Source organism: Pseudomonas sp. FW305-E2 (genome assembly GCF_058782925.1).
In genome coordinates, this window is the sequence record NZ_JBYSYE010000040.1 from 1 (window position 1) to 16154 (window position 16154).

Sequence of the window (16154 nt, forward strand, 5' to 3'; positions counted from 1 at the left end):
GGTAAACCCGCTCCTACGGGCGGGTTTACCCGCGAAAGGGCCGTAACAGGCACTGCAAAACCTGGCCTCTGCATTTATCTCAAAGCTTCTGATCAAAAGTTGGTCAAATCCTGAGCAATTTCCGATATAATTCGCGCCCCTCATTTTCGGCAGGCCCTGCGCGCGCTGTTAACCAATGAAACTTATCGTCAAAGTCTTCCCAGAAATCACCATCAAAAGCCGGCCGGTGCGCAAGCGCTTCATCCGCCAGCTTGGCAAGAACATCCGCAACGTGCTCAAGGATCTCGACCCTGAGCTCGCGGTCGATGGTGTCTGGGACAATCTCGAGGTGGTCACCCGCGTCGAAGACGAAAAAGTCCAGCGCGAGATGATCGAACGCCTCACCTGCACCCCGGGTATCACCCACTTCCTGCAGGTAGAGGAATACCCGCTGGGTGACTTCGACGACATCGTCGCCAAGTGCAAGCACCACTTCGGCCACCTGCTGGCCGGCAAGCACTTCGCCGTGCGCTGCAAGCGCGGTGGCCACCATGACTTCACCTCGATGGACGTCGACCGTTACGTCGGCAGCCAGCTGCGCCAGCAGTGTGGCGCCGCCGGGATCGAGCTGAAAAAGCCTGAAGTGCTGGTGCGCATCGAAATCCGCGACCAGCGCCTGTACGTGATCCACAACCAGCACAACGGCATCGGCGGTTATCCGCTGGGCGCTCTGGAGCAGACCCTGGTGCTGATGTCCGGTGGTTTCGACTCCACCGTTGCGGCGTACCAGATGATGCGCCGCGGCCTGATGACTCACTTCTGCTTCTTCAACCTCGGCGGCCGTGCTCACGAGCTGGGCGTAATGGAAGTGGCCCATTACCTGTGGAAAAAGTACGGCAGCAGCCAACGCGTACTGTTCATCAGCGTGCCGTTCGAAGAAGTGGTTGGCGAGATCCTCAACAAGGTCGACAACAGCTACATGGGCGTGACCCTCAAGCGCATGATGCTGCGCGGCGCCGCCCATATGGCCGACCGTCTGCAGATCGACGCGCTGGTGACCGGCGAAGCGATTTCCCAGGTGTCCAGCCAGACCCTGCCGAACCTGTCGATCATCGACTCGGCCACCGACAAGCTGGTGCTGCGCCCGCTGCTGGCCAGCCACAAGCAGGACATCATCGACCAGGCCACCGAAATCGGCACCGCGGACTTTGCCAAGCACATGCCGGAATATTGCGGCGTGATCTCGGTAAACCCGACTACCCATGCCAAGCGTCACCGCATGGAGCACGAAGAAAAGCAGTTCGACATGGCCGTGCTGGAGCGCGCGCTCGAGCGCGCCAAGTTCATTTCCATCGACCATGTGATCGATGAGCTGGGCAAGGACATCGAAATCGAGGAAGTGGCCGAGGCGCTGCCAGGCCAGATCGTCATCGACATTCGCCACCCCGATGCCCAGGAAGACGAACCTCTGGTGCTGGAAGGCATCGAAGTCCAGGCCATGCCGTTCTACGCCATCAACAGCAAGTTCAAGCACCTGGACCCCACGCGCCAGTACTTGCTGTATTGCGACAAGGGTGTGATGAGCCGTTTGCACGCACACCACCTGCTCAGTGAGGGACATGCCAATGTGCGTGTTTATCGTCCGACATAAGACGCCGGGGCTGTATGGCGGCAGTATCCGCCATCGCCCTCCCGACCGCCGGGCCCGCTGAGCCTTAAACAGTACATATTGGCCGCCTACACTGGGCGGCAACCGAATCCTCTGATCGAGATACACTTGTGATCGAAAATCTGCGTAACATCGCCATCATCGCCCACGTTGACCATGGTAAAACCACTCTGGTCGACAAACTCCTGCGTCAGTCCGGCACTCTGGAGCGTAACGAGCTCAATGACGAGCGCGTCATGGACTCCAACGACCAGGAAAAAGAGCGCGGTATTACCATTCTGGCGAAAAACACCGCCATCAACTGGAACGGCTACCACATCAACATCGTCGACACCCCCGGCCACGCCGACTTCGGTGGCGAGGTTGAGCGTGTAATGTCGATGGTCGACTCCGTGCTGCTGCTGGTCGACGCCCAGGACGGCCCGATGCCGCAAACCCGCTTCGTGACCAAGAAGGCTTTCGAAGCCGGCCTGAAGCCAATCGTCGTGATCAACAAGGTTGACCGTCCGGGCGCACGTCCTGACTGGGTTCTGGACCAGATCTTCGACCTGTTCGACAACCTCGGTGCCACCGACGAACAGCTGGACTTCAAAGTGGTCTACGCCTCGGCCCTGAACGGCATTGCCGGCCTGGACCACACTGCCATGGCCGAAGACATGACCCCGCTGTACCAGTCGATCATCGACAACGTACCTGCACCGTCTGTTGACCGCGACGGTCCGTTCCAGATGCAGATCTCCGCACTGGACTACAACAGCTTCCTCGGCGTTATCGGTGTTGGCCGCATCGCCCGTGGCCGCGTCAAGCCGAACACCCCGGTTGTCGCCATCGACACCAACGGCAAGAAGCGTAACGGCCGTATCCTGAAGCTGATGGGTCACCACGGTCTGCACCGCGTTGACGTCGAAGAAGCCCAGGCTGGCGATATCGTCTGCATCAGCGGTTTCGATGAGCTGTTCATCTCCGACACCCTGTGCGCCCCGGATGCGGTAGAAGCGATGAAGCCGCTGACCGTTGACGAGCCGACCGTTTCGATGACCTTCCAGGTCAACGACTCGCCGTTCTGCGGTAAAGAAGGCAAGTTCGTCACCAGCCGTAACATCAAGGACCGTCTGGACAAGGAGCTGCTGTACAACGTTGCTCTGCGCGTTCAGGAGACCGACTCCCCTGACAAGTTCAAGGTTTCGGGCCGTGGTGAGCTGCACCTGTCGGTGCTGATCGAAACCATGCGTCGTGAAGGCTTCGAAATGGCCGTGGGCCGTCCTGAAGTGATCATCCGCGAAGTCGAGGGCGTGAAGCAGGAGCCGTTCGAGAACGTCACCATCGACATCCCTGAAGAATCCCAGGGCAAGGTCATGGAAGAGATGGGTCTGCGTAAAGGCGACCTGACCAACATGGTTCCGGATGGCAAGGGCCGCGTTCGTCTGGAGTACAACATTCCAGCCCGTGGTCTGATCGGTTTCCGTAACCAGTTCCTGACCCTGACCAACGGTGCAGGCATCCTGACCTCGATCTTCGATCGCTACGACACCATGAAGTCGGGCCAGATGTCCGGCCGCCTCAACGGCGTACTGGTTTCGGTCGAGACCGGCAAGGCACTGACCTACTCGCTGGAAACCCTGCAGGCTCGCGGCAAGCTGTTCGTTGAACACGGCCAGGAGATCTACAACGGTCAGATCATCGGCCTGAACAGCCGTGACAACGACCTGGGCGTGAACCCGACCAAAGGCAAGAAGCTCGACAACATGCGTGCTTCGGGCAAAGACGAAGTCATCGCCCTGGTGCCACCAGTTCGCCACACCCTCGAGCAGGCCCTGGAATTCATCCAGGACGACGAGCTGTGCGAAGTGACGCCTAAGTCGATTCGTCTGCGCAAGAAGATCCTGGACGAAGGCGAGCGTACCCGCGCAGCCAAGAAAGCCAAGAACTGAGTTAGCTCAGGCTGAATGAAAACGCCCCCGGTCGAAAGGCCGGGGGCGTTTTTGTTTGCCTTGTGGAAAGCTCCAGTAGGAAGCGACTGTGTTTTGCAGGTGCTTGTTCGACGGCAAACCGAGGAGCCTTGTGACAATCAGAGGCCCTGCCTAGGTTGGCTGGCTCTTGCTTTGGAGCTTGGAACATGAATTGTCGTTACCTGTTGTTTATTCCGTGTCTCGCCGTCAGTTTTCAGGCCAGTGCCCAGCAGGCGTGTAGCGCGCTGCGACCGCAGGAATTAGCCCGCTGTCATGTCGAGAAGGTGAGACAGGCACCCTTGCAGTACCAGTTGGAGCAGAAGACACCCGCACAGGGCTATACGCTGTATCAATACCGGATGACCTCACAGACCTGGTCACCTGAGCCCGTTGTTGAGCCCCGCCTGTGGGAGCACCGCGTCGAACTGTTCGTGCCAGACGTGGCATTGGCGGAGAAAGCGTTGGTAGTGGTCAATAACGGTGTGAGGTTTGGTGAGGAACAACAAATCCCTGACTACTCGTCCGAGGCGTTGAGTGCCATTGCCGTGCAGACACAGACTGTTGTGGCGTCGATCAGCGATGTGCCCAACCAGTATGTGACCTTCCGTGATGCACAAGCGCCGATGCGCGAGGATGATGCCGTGGCCCACACCTGGGCGCATTGGCTGCGTAACGACGCGGCTGCCCCGGAGCTGCCGCTGCATGTGCCAATGGCCGCTGTCGCCAGCAGGGGCATGGACCTCATGGCTGACGCGTTGCCCGAGCTACGCCTCGAGCAGTTCATCATCACCGGTGCCTCGAAACGCGGTTGGAGTGCATGGCTGACGGCCATGGCCGATGATCGGGTAGTTGCCATCGTGCCCAGCGTCATCGATGTTGCCGACACTTCCAGCATGCTGGAGGGCTTGCGCAAGCGGTACGGTGGTTCATGGCCATTGGCGCTCTGGCCCTATCAGGCTGCGGAAGTCTTGCAGCAGTTGGGCAGCCCGGCCTTCGCTCGGTTGATGGCACTGATGGACCCGATGCAGTACCTGGATGAGCCGGGTGCTCGCCTGAAGATACCGAAATACCTGGTGTCCGCCAGCGGGGATGATTTCTTCGCCCCTGATCACGCCACGGACTACCTGCAGCGCCTGCCTGGCCAGACCAGCCTCAGGGTGCTGCCGAACTCGGACCATGGGGGCGTGCGTGCGCATGTTGTCACTACCCTCGTGCCGATGGTTCAGCGTATCCAGGCCAGCCTGCCCATGCCTCGCGTGCAAGTGGCTCCGGGCGAAGGAGCTGCGCATGTGCTGGTACGGCTTTCGGAAATGCCTGTAGCAGTGAAGGTGTGGACTGCGGCTAACCCCTTGGATCGGGACTTCCGCCATGCCTGTGGGGTACGCTACACATCGCAGACGATCATCCCCAGTGAGGCCTTCAGCCTTGACTGGGCGCCGCCGGCGCAAGGCTGGCAGGCGCAGTTTGTAGAGGCGCGGTTTGCTGATGGTTTCGTTGTCACCAGCCCGGTCAGCGTTTTGCCGCAGACTTATCCTGAGCATCCACCAGCGGATCAGGGGGGGGCTTGCCGGAGCTTCCCCGCTGGTTGAAATGGGAGCGGTGGGTTCAGTGCTTCATGCCCAACTCGGCATCGCCACAGAATCGAGCGCCGCCTGCGCGGCGCTCGATTTATGCCCCGGCGCAAGACTCAACGCCCAACCACCTTGGGCTTGTAGGCACAATACCCCGGCCGCGGCCCGACCTTGGGGTGGTTGCGGCAGGTATCCGGGCGCTTGTCATAAATGGTGCACAGCCGGCTTTTACGATCCAGGTACATGCAGTCGTCGTTGCTCATCCGGGTCAGGGTGAAGATCCCGGACTTCTGGTTGAAGCGCTCGATGATGCCTTCTTTTTGCAGGCGCTTGGCCACGTTCTTGGGGGGGTCGTCTTTTTCGAACTCGTCGACCACGCCGATACGGATCAGATCCTTGATCTTCACCTCCACCGGCAGGGTGCAGCAGGTCGAATGGCAGCCATGGCACATGTTGCTGGTATAGCGCTGCCAGGTCTCCAGGCGGTCGACTTCGGCCGCGGCGATCAGGGTCGTTTTCATCTTTATAGGGTGGATCACGGTCTTGGGGCGCGCGATGATACCGGAATTGTTCAATTTATGAACAACCTTTTGCCGGAATCGCAGAGTGGGCATGAAAACTGCGAACCGTAACTGTCGCTCTCTGTCGAAGGGTCTAGTCTCAACACTCTCCCTCCGCTTTCGTCAACTTGCCCGAGGATGCCGCATGTCCCAGGAACCCAAAGCACGTGACGCCGAAGTCGCGGATTTTCGCGCTGCTGTACTGAACAAGCTGACCTACGCGGTCGGCAAGGACCCCGAGCACGCCTTCGACCATGACTGGTTCGAAGCCATTGCCCTGGCCGCGCGCGATCACATGGTCGACCACTGGATGGATCACACCCGGCAGGCCTATCGGCGCAGCCAGAAGCGTGTCTACTACCTTTCCCTGGAGTTTCTCATCGGCCGCTTGCTGTACGACAGCCTGAGCAACCTGGGCCTGCTGGACGTCGCCCGCGATGCGCTGGAAGGGCTGAATGTGGACCTCGAACGCATTCGCCTGCTCGAGCCGGACGCCGCGCTGGGCAATGGTGGCCTTGGCCGTCTGGCTGCGTGCTTCATGGAGAGCATGTCTACCCTGGGTATCGCTGCCCATGGTTACGGCATCCGCTACGAGCACGGGCTGTTCCGTCAGGCCGTGGTCGATGGCTGGCAGCAGGAACAGACCGAGAACTGGCTGGATTTCGGCAACCCCTGGGAGTTCGAGCGCGCCGAGGTGATCTACCCGATCAGCTTTGGCGGCAGTGTCGAAACGGTGCACGATGCAAGCGGTAGCCAGCGCCAGGTATGGTGGCCTGGCGAGACGGTGCGGGCGGTGGCCTACGACACGCCGGTAGTCGGCTGGCGCGGATCCAGCGTCAACACCCTGCGCCTGTGGCGCGCGCGCGCGCTGGAAGAGCTGCACCTGGAGCGCTTCAACGCCGGTGACCATTTGGGGGCTGTGGCTGAAGTGGCGCGTGCCGAGAGCATTTCGCGTGTGCTTTACCCCGCCGACAGTACCGAGGCCGGTCAGGAACTGCGCCTTCGCCAGGAGTACTTTTTCGTCTCGGCTTCGCTGCAGGACTTGCTGCGGCGCCACCTGAACATGCACAAGGACCTGCTCAACCTGCCTGATGCAGCGGCCATCCAGCTAAACGACACCCATCCCTCGATTGCGGTGGCGGAGCTGATGCGGTTGCTGGTGGATCAGCACGAAGTGCCTTGGGAAAAGGCCTGGGAACTGACCGTCGGCACGCTCGCCTACACCAACCATACCCTGTTGCCAGAAGCCCTGGAAACCTGGCCGGTAGCGCTGATGGAGCGCATGCTGCCGCGGCACATGCAGATTATCTACCTGATCAATGCCTACCATATCGATGCGTTGCGGGCCAAAGGCCTGCACGACTTCGACGTGCTGCGCGCGGTTTCGCTGATTGAGGAAGACAACGGCCGACGGGTGCGCATGGGCAATCTGGCGTTTCTCGGCTCGCACAGCGTCAACGGCGTGTCGGCGCTGCACAGCAAGTTGATGAAAAGCACGGTGTTCTCCGAGCTGCACAAGCTCTACCCGCAACGGATCAACAACAAGACCAACGGCATTACCTTCCGCCGCTGGTTGTACCAGTCCAACCCTCAACTGACCGAGATGCTGGTCGAGGCGCTTGGGCCGGAACTCAAGGACGACCCACAGACGCGTCTGGCGGGCCTGGTGCCGTTCGCCGAAAAAGCCGGTTTCCGCAAGCAGTTCGCTGCCCAGCGGCTGCACAGCAAGCGCGCCCTGGCCAGCATCATTCAGGATCGTATCGGCGTCACGGTCAACCCCGAGGCGCTATTCGACGTTCAGGTCAAACGTATTCACGAATACAAGCGCCAGTTGCTCAACCTGCTGCACACCGTTGCACTGTACCAGGCCATACGCAACGACCCTGGCACCAACTGGGTGCCGCGGGTGAAGATCTTCGCTGGCAAGGCTGCGGCCAGTTACCACCAGGCCAAACTGATCATCAAGCTGGCCAACGACATCGCCCGTGTGGTGAACAACGACCCGACGGTGCGCGGCCTGCTGAAGGTGGTGTTCCTGCCCAACTACAACGTCAGCCTGGCCGAGAGCATCATCCCGGCGGCGGACCTTTCCGAGCAGATATCCACCGCAGGTTACGAAGCTTCCGGTACCAGTAACATGAAGTTCGGCCTCAATGGTGCGCTGACCATCGGCACCCTGGATGGTGCCAATGTGGAGATGTGCGAACAGGTGGGGGCCGACAACATGTTCATCTTTGGCCTGACCGCGCAGCAGGTTGAAGCGCGCAAGCGTGCCGGTGATTTTGGCGCCAATGCCGCCATCGCTGCTTCCAACCGCTTGACCGATGTGTTGCAGGCCATTCGCAGTGGTGTGTTCTCGCCAGACGACCCGTCTCGGTACACCGGGTTGATCGACGGCCTGGTGGCCTACGATCGCTTCCTGGTGTGTGCCGATTTCGATGCCTACTGGGATGCCCAGCGGCGGGTCGAGGATCTGTGGCACACACCGCAGGAGTGGTGGCGCAAGGCGGTGCTCAATACCGCGCGGATGGGCTGGTTCTCCTCGGATCGGACTATTCGCGAGTATGCGACCGAGATCTGGAAGGCGCTGGACTGAGGCGGGCCTGTGCTGGCTTGTTCGCGGGTAAACCCGCGCCTACAGGGCCCTTATCCACCTGTAGGCGCGGGCGCGTCCGCGAATGGCCCCACAACCAGACCACCGGCCTGGCGAAGGCTGAACTACCGACCTATTGTGCCGTCTGAGAGCCGTGGCGAGTCTCATCACTCGCTAGCCCGTCACTCTCCCTGTAAACTGCGGGGGTTTTTCATCCCCCCAATCCGTTCGGAGCCATACATGTCCCGCGTTACCCTGAGTCGCTATCTGATTGAGCAGACCCGCAGCAACAATACCCCTGCCGATCTGCGCTTCCTGATCGAAGTGGTAGCGCGTGCGTGCAAGGAAATCAGCCATCACGTGTCCAAAGGCGCCCTCGGCGGTGTGCTGGGCAGCATGGGCACTGAAAACGTGCAGGGCGAGGTCCAGAAGAAACTGGACGTGATTTCCAACGATATCCTGCTGGAAGCCAACGAGTGGGGCGGTCACCTGGCTGGCATGGCTTCCGAAGAAATGGACAACGCGTACCAGATCCCGGGCAAGTACCCGAAAGGCGCCTACCTGCTGGTCTTCGACCCGCTGGACGGTTCGTCGAACATCGACGTCAACGTGTCGGTCGGTACCATCTTCTCGGTTCTGCGTTGCCCTAACCAGTACCTGAGCCAGAACGAAAGCCTCAACGAAGAAGCGTTCCTGCAGCCAGGTACCGAGCAGGTTGCTGCCGGTTATGCCATCTACGGCCCGCAGACCATGCTGATCCTGACCCTGGGCAACGGCGTCAAGGGCTTCACCCTGGATCGCGAACTGGGCAGCTTCGTGCTGACTCACGAAAACATCCGCGTACCGGAGACCACCGCCGAGTTCGCCATCAACATGTCCAACCAGCGCCACTGGGAAGCCCCGGTACAGCGCTATGTGGGCGAACTGCTGGCAGGCGAGACCGGCCCGCTGAAGAAGAACTACAACATGCGCTGGATCGCCTCGATGGTGGCCGACGTGCACCGCATCCTGACCCGTGGCGGCCTGTTCATGTACCCACGTGACGCCCGCGAACCAAGCAAGCCGGGCAAGCTGCGCCTGATGTACGAAGCCAACCCGATGTCGTTCATCATCGAACAGGCCGGTGGCGCTTCCACCAACGGTTACGATCGCATCCTCGACATCAAGCCAGAAAGCCTGCACCAGCGCGTGTCGGTGATTCTCGGCTCGAAGGAAGAGGTCGAGCGCGTCACCGCTTACCACAAGGAGTAAGTCATGCTCGCACCTTGGCAGCCGTTGCTGGAGTGGTGGTTCGGTTGGGGCACCAGTGCCCAGGCCGTGGCTGACGAGAAGAGCACGCTGTGGTTCGGCAAGCATTACGATGCCGAGGCCCATGCGCTGTTTGGCGACCTGGTCGAGCATGCCCTGGCGGGTGGGCTCGAAGAGTGGCAGCAAAGCCCGCAGGGCTGGCTGGGCCTGCTGATTTTGCTCGACCAGCTGCCACGCATGATCTACCGCGACACGCCGCGCGCCTTCGAGGGCGACCGGCGTGCCCAGGTGGTCGCCATGCAGGGCCTGCAGAAGGGCTGGGACTACCAGCTGCTGCCGATCCAGCGCGTGTTCGTGCTGCTGGTACTGGAGCATGCCGAAGTGCTGGACTGGCAGAACCTGTGCGTGGAGCGTTATCGAATGCTGCTGGACGAACAGCCCGAGGCCAACCGCCGGCTGTTTGAAGGCTTCCTCGACTATGCCGAGCAGCACCAGCGGGTAATTGCCCGCTTCGGGCGCTTCCCGCACCGCAACCTGGTGTTGGAGCGGCCGAGCACCAGCGAAGAGATGGACTTTTTGCTGGAGCCTGGGTCCCGGTTCTGAGGCCCAAGGGGCCTGCTGTGCAGGCATCGCGACGCAAGGCCGCTCCCATTGGGGGCGGCCTTTTTTATTGGGCGCATGATTAATGCTTTGTGATTAATCGCACAGTAGTGGCCATCCGACCAATGGTGTAGGGACATAGGGGGTGGGGCAGGGAACCTGGGAGGGATTTTCACGTCGAAGGTCACTGCAGGCCACTCGCCTGTATCATCTTTCAGGAGTGTCCCTTCATGTCGTTGCGTTCCCTCGCCCTGTTGTCGCTGTGCGTCGTGCTGACTGCCTGCAGCAAGATCAATCAGGAAAACTATTCCAAGATCAAGGCCGGTATGAACAAGGCCGAGGTCGAGCAGTTGCTCGGCACGCCGACCGAGTGTTCTGGCGCGTTGGGCATGAGCAGCTGCACCTGGGGGGACGAGAAGAGCTTCATCAGCGTGCAGTACGCAGCTGACAAGGTGCTGATGTATTCCGGGCAGGGCCTCAAATGAGGCGTGCGTACCTGCTGATGGGGGTATGCCTGGCGTTGCTGCTGGGCGGTTGTGCAGGTTCCGTGCACGACCCGCTGGCGCCGAAAACCGCCGGCCATGTCGACCTCAAGCGCTACCAGGGCAAATGGTACGAGCTGGCGCGCCTGCCCATGCGCTTCCAGGAAGGCTGCGAGCAGTCCGAGGCCCATTACAACCTCAGGCCTGATGGCAGTTATGGCGTGCTCAACCGCTGCCGCACCATGGGTGATGAATGGCTTCGCGCCGAAGGGCATGCGAATATCCAGGAGCCGGGGCACACCGACAAGCTATGGGTCGAGTTCGATAACTGGTTCACCAGGCTGGTACCAGGCGTGGCGCGGGGTGAGTACTGGATTCTTTATGTGGACGAGCACTACCGTACGGCCATCGTCGGCAGCCCGGACCGCAAATACCTTTGGATTCTGTCGCGCACACCGACACTGCCGGCCTGGGAGCGTGAGAACCTGCTGTCCAGGGCGCGGCAGCAGGGGTATGACACCAGCCGCTTGATCTGGCGGGCGTCCGATCAGCAAATAGTAAAAATGCATTGAGTTTTTTTTGGGGGTTGCGTTGCAACCCTTCGCGGGCAAGCCCGCTCCTACAGGTTCTGCGCTGAACCCTGGGCTGCCCCCAAGACATTTTGTGGGCAGTCCAACCTGTGGGAGCGGGCAAGCCCGCGAAGGGCTGCAATGCAGCCCCGATACACTCAGCCCAAAAGCTGGCGCAACACCTCGGCAAACGCCCGCCCGCTTTCTTCTTCTTGCGCATGCCGCCCCTGGCGCACCACCCAGTGCCCATTCACCATCACATCGCGCACCTGGCGATCGCCGCCGGCAAACAGCCAACGGTTGAGAATGGCATCACCCTCCGCCATGGCGATGTAGGGGTCCTGCCCATCGAGCACCAGCCAGTCGGCACGCTTGCCCACCGCCAACTCGCCGACCGCCTGCCCCAGCGCCTGTGCACCACCGGCCAACGCCGCGTCATACAGCGTGCGCCCGACCATCGGTTGGTCGCCGCGATACAGGCGGTTGCGCCGCTGGTCCCGCAGGCGCTGGCCATATTCCAGCCAGCGCAGCTCCTCCACCACGCTCAACGACACATGGCTGTCCGAGCCAATGCCCATACGTCCGCCCTGTGCCAGGAAGTCCACTGCCGGGAAGATCCCATCGCCCAGGTTGGCTTCGGTGGTCAGGCACAACCCGGCCACTGCGCCGCTGCGGGCCATGGCAGTGACTTCGTCCGGTTCGGCATGGGTAGCGTGTACCAGGCACCAGCGGCGGTCCACGTCCACGTGCTCGTACAGCCACTGCAGCGGGCGCAGGCCGCTCCAGGCCAGGCAGTCGTCGACTTCCTTCTGCTGTTCGGCGATGTGGATATGCACTGGGCACTGCCTGTCGCTGGCCGCCAACACTTCGGCGATCTGCCCAGGCGTTACCGCCCGCAGCGAGTGGAAGCACAGGCCCAGTTGCTGCGCCGGTTGCGCGGCCAGCAGCGGGGCGAGCTGGGCTTGCAGCTGCAGGTACTGCCCGGTGGAGTTGATGAAGCGCCGCTGCCCGTCGTTCGGCGCCTGGCCGCCAAAGCCTGCATGGCTGTACAGCACCGGCAGCAAGGTCAGGCCGATGCCGCTGTCGGCTGCGGCCGCGCTGATGCGTCTCGACAGCTCGGCCGGGTCGGCGTAGGGCTTGCCGGCCTGGTCGTGGTGCACGTAGTGGAACTCCGCCACCGAGGTATAACCGGCCTTGAGCATCTCGATGTACAACTGGCGGGCGATGACCTGAAGCTGCTCTGGGCTGATCTGCCCGACCAGGCGGTACATCAGGTCTCGCCAGGTCCAGAAACTGTCGTTGGGGTTGCCGGCAACTTCCGCCAGGCCTGCCATGGCGCGCTGGAAGGCATGCGAGTGCAAGTTGGGCATGCCGGGCAGCAGCGGGCCGGCCAGGCGCTCGGCGCCTTCGGCCGAAGCGCCAGGCTCGATGCTGGCCACGCGGCCATCGCTGGCGACCTCGATACGCACATGGCTGGCCCAGCCCGTAGGTAGCAGGGCGCGTTCGGCGAAGTAGGCTGACATCGGTGGAATCCTGTTATTGTTAACTTGTATATACATATACAGGCGTTTGCCTGCCGGGTAAACTGCGGCAAGCTACCGCTCATTTCATTTGCACAAGGATCCATCGCCGTGCCGACACCTCCTGTCTCCGTGCTGGTTGCCCAGATGGGCGAGGGCCCGGCGCCGCTCTACGCCCGGGTCAAACAGATGATCATCCAGCAGATCGACAACGGCAGCTGGCCACCGCATCACCGGGTACCTTCCGAGAGCGAGTTGGTCAACGAGCTGGGTTTCAGCCGCATGACCATCAACCGCGCCCTGCGTGAACTCACCGCCGAGGGCCTGCTGGTGCGCATGCAAGGGGTCGGCACCTTCGTGGCCGAGCCCAAGGGCCGTTCGGCGCTGTTCGAGGTCAATAACATTGCCGATGAAATTGCCGCGCGCGGGCACCAGCATAGCTGCCAGGTGATCACGCTTGCCGAAGAAGCGGCCGGCTCCGAGCGGGCGCTGGCTCTGGACATGCGTGAAGGTCAGCGGGTGTTCCATTCGCTGATCGTGCATTTCGAGAACGGCGTGCCGGTGCAGATCGAGGACCGCTACGTTAACGCGGCCATCGCCCCCGACTACCTCAAGCAGGACTTTACTCGGCAGACGCCTTACGCCTACCTGTCCCAGGTGGCGCCGTTGACCGAAGGTGAGCATGTGGTCGAGGCGATCCTGGCCGAGCCGGAAGAATGCCGCCTGTTGCAGATCGAGCGGGGCGAGCCTTGCCTGCTGATTCGTCGTCGCACCTGGTCCGGCCGCCAGCCGGTGACCGCTGCACGGCTGATCCACCCCGGTTCCCGTCATCGCCTGGAAGGACGTTTCAGCAAATGAGTCAGCTGCAGTTGTTGCGTGCGCACGATTACCCGCGCATGCCGTGGAAGAACGGTGGCGGTTTCACCGAAGAGATTACCCGCGACAGTGGCGAGGGCCTGGACGGTTTTGGCTGGCGTCTGTCGATTGCCGATATCGAAGAGTCGGGCGGGTTTTCCACCTTTGCCGGCTACCAGCGGATCATCACCGTGCTGCAGGGCGACGGCATGCGCCTGCTGGTCGACGGCCAGGCCAGTCGGCCATTGCTGGCGTTCGATGCGTTTGCGTTCAGCGGCGAGAGCCAGGTCAGCTGTAAGTTGCTGGGCGGGGCGATCCGCGATTTCAACCTGATCTATGCACCTGAGCGTTATCGGGCGCGGCTGCAGTGGCTGGATGGCACCAGCCGGGTGTACAGCTCGGCGTCGACGGTGTTGTTGTTTGCTGCCAGCAGCCATGTTGAGGTGACCATCGTGGGGCGTGAAACGCAGCGGCTAGGGTTGTATGACTGCCTGCGGCTGGAGGGCAATGACGAATTGCTTGGGCTGGAGGTTCAGGGGCGGTTTTGCTTGATTGAGCTCATTTCTCGCTGATGGGCTTGGCGATACATTTTCATCGCCTGTGAGATCGAGCGCCGCCCGCGCGGCGCTCGATTTATGCGCCGCCGCAAAACTCAAGCCGGACCGACGCTCGCTTCACCCCCCCCCAAAAAAAAATCAAAGCAGGAACAACAGGTCCGAATATTTTGGTTGTCCATGCTTGTACATACAAGTAAAGGTGTGTTTGTATATTGACCACGACATACCCGCCCGCGGACGACCGCAGAGGACCTTTCCCGTGACCGACAACAACAAATACCGTGACGTTGAAATCCGTGCCCCACGTGGCAACAAGCTGACCGCCAAAAGCTGGCTGACCGAAGCGCCACTGCGCATGCTGATGAACAACCTCGATCCGCAGGTCGCGGAAAACCCGAAAGAGCTGGTGGTATACGGCGGTATCGGCCGTGCCGCGCGCAACTGGGCGTGCTACGACAAGATCGTCGAAACCCTGACCCGCCTGGAAGACGACGAAACCCTGCTGGTGCAGTCGGGCAAGCCTGTCGGTGTGTTCAAGACCCACAGCAACGCACCGCGCGTGCTGATTGCCAACTCCAACCTGGTGCCACACTGGGCCAACTGGGAACACTTCAACGAACTGGACGCCAAGGGCCTGGCCATGTACGGCCAGATGACCGCCGGCAGCTGGATCTACATCGGCAGCCAGGGCATCGTCCAGGGCACCTATGAAACCTTCGTCGAAGCCGGTCGCCAGCACTACGGCGGCAGCCTGAAAGGCAAGTGGGTACTCACCGCTGGCCTGGGCGGCATGGGCGGCGCCCAGCCACTGGCCGCGACCCTGGCCGGGGCTTGCTCGCTGAACATCGAATGCCAGCAGAGCCGTATCGACTTCCGCCTGGAAACCCGCTACGTCGACGAGCAGGCCACTGACCTCGACGACGCTCTGGCACGCATCGCCAAGTACACCGCCGAAGGCAAGGCCATCTCCATCGCCCTGCACGGCAACGCCGCCGAAATCCTCCCAGAGCTGGTCAAACGTGGCGTGCGCCCGGACATGGTCACCGACCAGACCAGCGCCCACGACCCACTGAACGGCTACCTGCCTGCCGGCTGGACCTGGGAACAGTACCGCGACCGCGCGCAGACCGAACCAGCTGCAGTGGTCAAGGCTGCCAAGCAGTCGATGGCCGTGCACGTGCAGGCCATGCTGGACTTCCAGAAGCAGGGCATCCCGACCTTCGACTACGGCAACAACATCCGCCAGATGGCCAAGGAAGAGGGCGTGGCCAATGCCTTCGACTTCCCAGGCTTCGTCCCGGCCTACATCCGCCCACTGTTCTGCCGCGGGGTCGGCCCGTTCCGCTGGGCGGCGCTGTCCGGTGAAGCCGAGGACATCTACAAGACCGACGCCAAGGTCAAGGAACTGATCCCCGACGACGCCCACCTGCACCGCTGGCTGGACATGGCCCGCGAGCGCATCAGCTTCCAGGGCCTGCCGGCACGTATCTGCTGGGTGGGGCTGGGCCTTCGCGCCAAGCTGGGCCTGGCTTTCAACGAAATGGTCCGCAGCGGCGAGCTGTCGGCACCGGTGGTGATCGGCCGTGACCACCTCGACTCCGGCTCGGTATCCAGCCCGAACCGCGAAACCGAGGCCATGCGTGATGGTTCGGACGCTGTTTCCGACTGGCCGCTGCTCAACGCCCTGCTGAACACCGCAGGCGGCGCCACCTGGGTATCGCTGCACCACGGCGGTGGCGTGGGCATGGGCTTCTCGCAGCACTCGGGCATGGTCATCGTCTGCGACGGTACCGATGAGGCCGCCGAGCGCATCGCCCGGGTACTGACCAACGACCCAGGGACTGGCGTCATGCGTCACGCCGATGCCGGTTATGACATCGCCATCGACTGCGCCAAGGAGCAGGGCCTGGACCTGCCGATGATCACCGGCTGATCACCACGCTTTGGATCGCACCCTGCAAGGGGTGATACTGAACAACAAGAAGGAGCGCGCAGGCACCCA

13 protein-coding genes are annotated in these 16154 nt (G+C 61.7%); 11 read left to right on the forward strand and 2 right to left on the reverse strand.

The genetic code is table 11. The features are described 5' to 3' along the window. Window positions 1-175: 175 nt before the first annotated feature. The 3 genes from thiI to AC3WLP_RS22515 all read left to right on the forward strand — a co-directional run bounded on the left by thiI (window position 176) and on the right by AC3WLP_RS22515 (window position 5186). Window positions 176-1630, forward strand: coding sequence for a tRNA uracil 4-sulfurtransferase ThiI (thiI, locus tag AC3WLP_RS22505; protein WP_003249221.1), 1455 nt, complete (start codon window positions 176-178; stop codon window positions 1628-1630). A 128-nt stretch (window positions 1631-1758) separates the two neighbouring features. Next, window positions 1759-3579, forward strand: coding sequence for a translational GTPase TypA (gene typA, locus AC3WLP_RS22510; protein WP_088512564.1), 1821 nt, complete (start codon window positions 1759-1761; stop codon window positions 3577-3579). 185 nt (window positions 3580-3764) lie between these two features. Then, complete coding sequence (locus AC3WLP_RS22515) at window positions 3765-5186, forward strand: PhoPQ-activated pathogenicity-related family protein (protein WP_088512563.1); 1422 nt, start codon at window positions 3765-3767, stop codon at window positions 5184-5186. A 98-nt stretch (window positions 5187-5284) separates the two neighbouring features. On the opposite strand, the gene AC3WLP_RS22520 is transcribed toward AC3WLP_RS22515, so the two are convergent. Next, window positions 5285-5689 carry a YkgJ family cysteine cluster protein gene (locus tag AC3WLP_RS22520; protein ID WP_054888596.1) on the reverse strand — a complete coding sequence of 135 codons (405 nt, stop codon included), beginning with the start codon at window positions 5687-5689 and terminating at the stop codon, window positions 5285-5287. Window positions 5690-5873: 184 nt separating this feature from the next. Here AC3WLP_RS22520 and AC3WLP_RS22525 point away from each other — a divergent pair, with 184 nt between their 5' ends. The 5 genes from AC3WLP_RS22525 to AC3WLP_RS22545 all read left to right on the forward strand — a co-directional run bounded on the left by AC3WLP_RS22525 (window position 5874) and on the right by AC3WLP_RS22545 (window position 11223). Then, window positions 5874-8324 (forward strand): glycogen/starch/alpha-glucan phosphorylase, encoded by a 2451-nt coding sequence (locus AC3WLP_RS22525; RefSeq protein WP_012053932.1) that lies wholly within the window; start codon window positions 5874-5876, stop codon window positions 8322-8324. Window positions 8325-8561: 237 nt separating this feature from the next. Next, complete coding sequence (locus AC3WLP_RS22530; RefSeq protein ID WP_003249230.1) at window positions 8562-9572, forward strand: class 1 fructose-bisphosphatase; 1011 nt, start codon at window positions 8562-8564, stop codon at window positions 9570-9572. Window positions 9573-9575: 3 nt separating this feature from the next. Next, window positions 9576-10172, forward strand: a complete 597-nt coding sequence (locus AC3WLP_RS22535) for a DUF924 family protein (RefSeq protein ID WP_012053931.1) — start codon at window positions 9576-9578, stop codon at window positions 10170-10172. Between the two features lie 227 nt (window positions 10173-10399). After that, on the forward strand, window positions 10400-10654 hold the full coding sequence (gene bamE, locus AC3WLP_RS22540) for an outer membrane protein assembly factor BamE domain-containing protein (RefSeq protein ID WP_003249234.1): 255 nt from the start codon (window positions 10400-10402) through the stop codon (window positions 10652-10654). Continuing rightward, window positions 10651-11223, forward strand: coding sequence for a lipocalin family protein (locus tag AC3WLP_RS22545; protein WP_010955593.1), 573 nt, complete (start codon window positions 10651-10653; stop codon window positions 11221-11223). The genes bamE and AC3WLP_RS22545 overlap by 4 nt, the downstream gene beginning before the upstream one ends. Window positions 11224-11378: 155 nt before the next feature. Here the strand turns inward: AC3WLP_RS22545 and AC3WLP_RS22550 are convergent, their stop codons facing one another. Then, window positions 11379-12743 (reverse strand): formimidoylglutamate deiminase, encoded by a 1365-nt coding sequence (locus AC3WLP_RS22550; protein ID WP_088512562.1) that lies wholly within the window; start codon window positions 12741-12743, stop codon window positions 11379-11381. A gap of 144 nt (window positions 12744-12887) precedes the next feature. On the opposite strand from AC3WLP_RS22550, the gene hutC reads away from it, so the two are divergent. From hutC to hutU, 3 genes are all read left to right on the forward strand, one after another. Continuing rightward, window positions 12888-13598 (forward strand): histidine utilization transcriptional repressor HutC, encoded by a 711-nt coding sequence (hutC, locus tag AC3WLP_RS22555; protein WP_173881450.1) that lies wholly within the window; start codon window positions 12888-12890, stop codon window positions 13596-13598. Next, window positions 13595-14167, forward strand: a complete 573-nt coding sequence (locus AC3WLP_RS22560; protein ID WP_088512561.1) for a HutD/Ves family protein — start codon at window positions 13595-13597, stop codon at window positions 14165-14167. Before hutC ends, AC3WLP_RS22560 begins: the two co-directional genes overlap by 4 nt. Window positions 14168-14411: 244 nt before the next feature. Next, complete coding sequence (gene hutU, locus AC3WLP_RS22565) at window positions 14412-16085, forward strand: urocanate hydratase (protein WP_004577162.1); 1674 nt, start codon at window positions 14412-14414, stop codon at window positions 16083-16085. The last annotated feature ends 69 nt before the right edge of the window (window positions 16086-16154 follow it).

Excerpts from the sequence above, each read along its gene's own strand:
- AC3WLP_RS22545 (WP_010955593.1), top strand. The coding sequence starts at position 10,651 with ATGAGGCGTGCGTACCTGCTGATGGGGGTATGCCTGGCGTTGCTGCTG.
- thiI (WP_003249221.1), top strand. The coding sequence starts at position 176 with ATGAAACTTATCGTCAAAGTCTTCCCAGAAATCACCATCAAAAGCCGG.
- AC3WLP_RS22515 (WP_088512563.1), top strand. The coding sequence starts at position 3,765 with ATGAATTGTCGTTACCTGTTGTTTATTCCGTGTCTCGCCGTCAGTTTT.
- AC3WLP_RS22550 (WP_088512562.1), bottom strand. The coding sequence starts at position 12,743 with ATGTCAGCCTACTTCGCCGAACGCGCCCTGCTACCTACGGGCTGGGCC.
- hutC (WP_173881450.1), top strand. The coding sequence starts at position 12,888 with ATGGGCGAGGGCCCGGCGCCGCTCTACGCCCGGGTCAAACAGATGATC.
- AC3WLP_RS22530 (WP_003249230.1), top strand. The coding sequence starts at position 8,562 with ATGTCCCGCGTTACCCTGAGTCGCTATCTGATTGAGCAGACCCGCAGC.
- AC3WLP_RS22535 (WP_012053931.1), top strand. The coding sequence starts at position 9,576 with ATGCTCGCACCTTGGCAGCCGTTGCTGGAGTGGTGGTTCGGTTGGGGC.
- bamE (WP_003249234.1), top strand. The coding sequence starts at position 10,400 with ATGTCGTTGCGTTCCCTCGCCCTGTTGTCGCTGTGCGTCGTGCTGACT.
- AC3WLP_RS22525 (WP_012053932.1), top strand. The coding sequence starts at position 5,874 with ATGTCCCAGGAACCCAAAGCACGTGACGCCGAAGTCGCGGATTTTCGC.
- AC3WLP_RS22560 (WP_088512561.1), top strand. The coding sequence starts at position 13,595 with ATGAGTCAGCTGCAGTTGTTGCGTGCGCACGATTACCCGCGCATGCCG.
- AC3WLP_RS22520 (WP_054888596.1), bottom strand. The coding sequence starts at position 5,689 with ATGAAAACGACCCTGATCGCCGCGGCCGAAGTCGACCGCCTGGAGACC.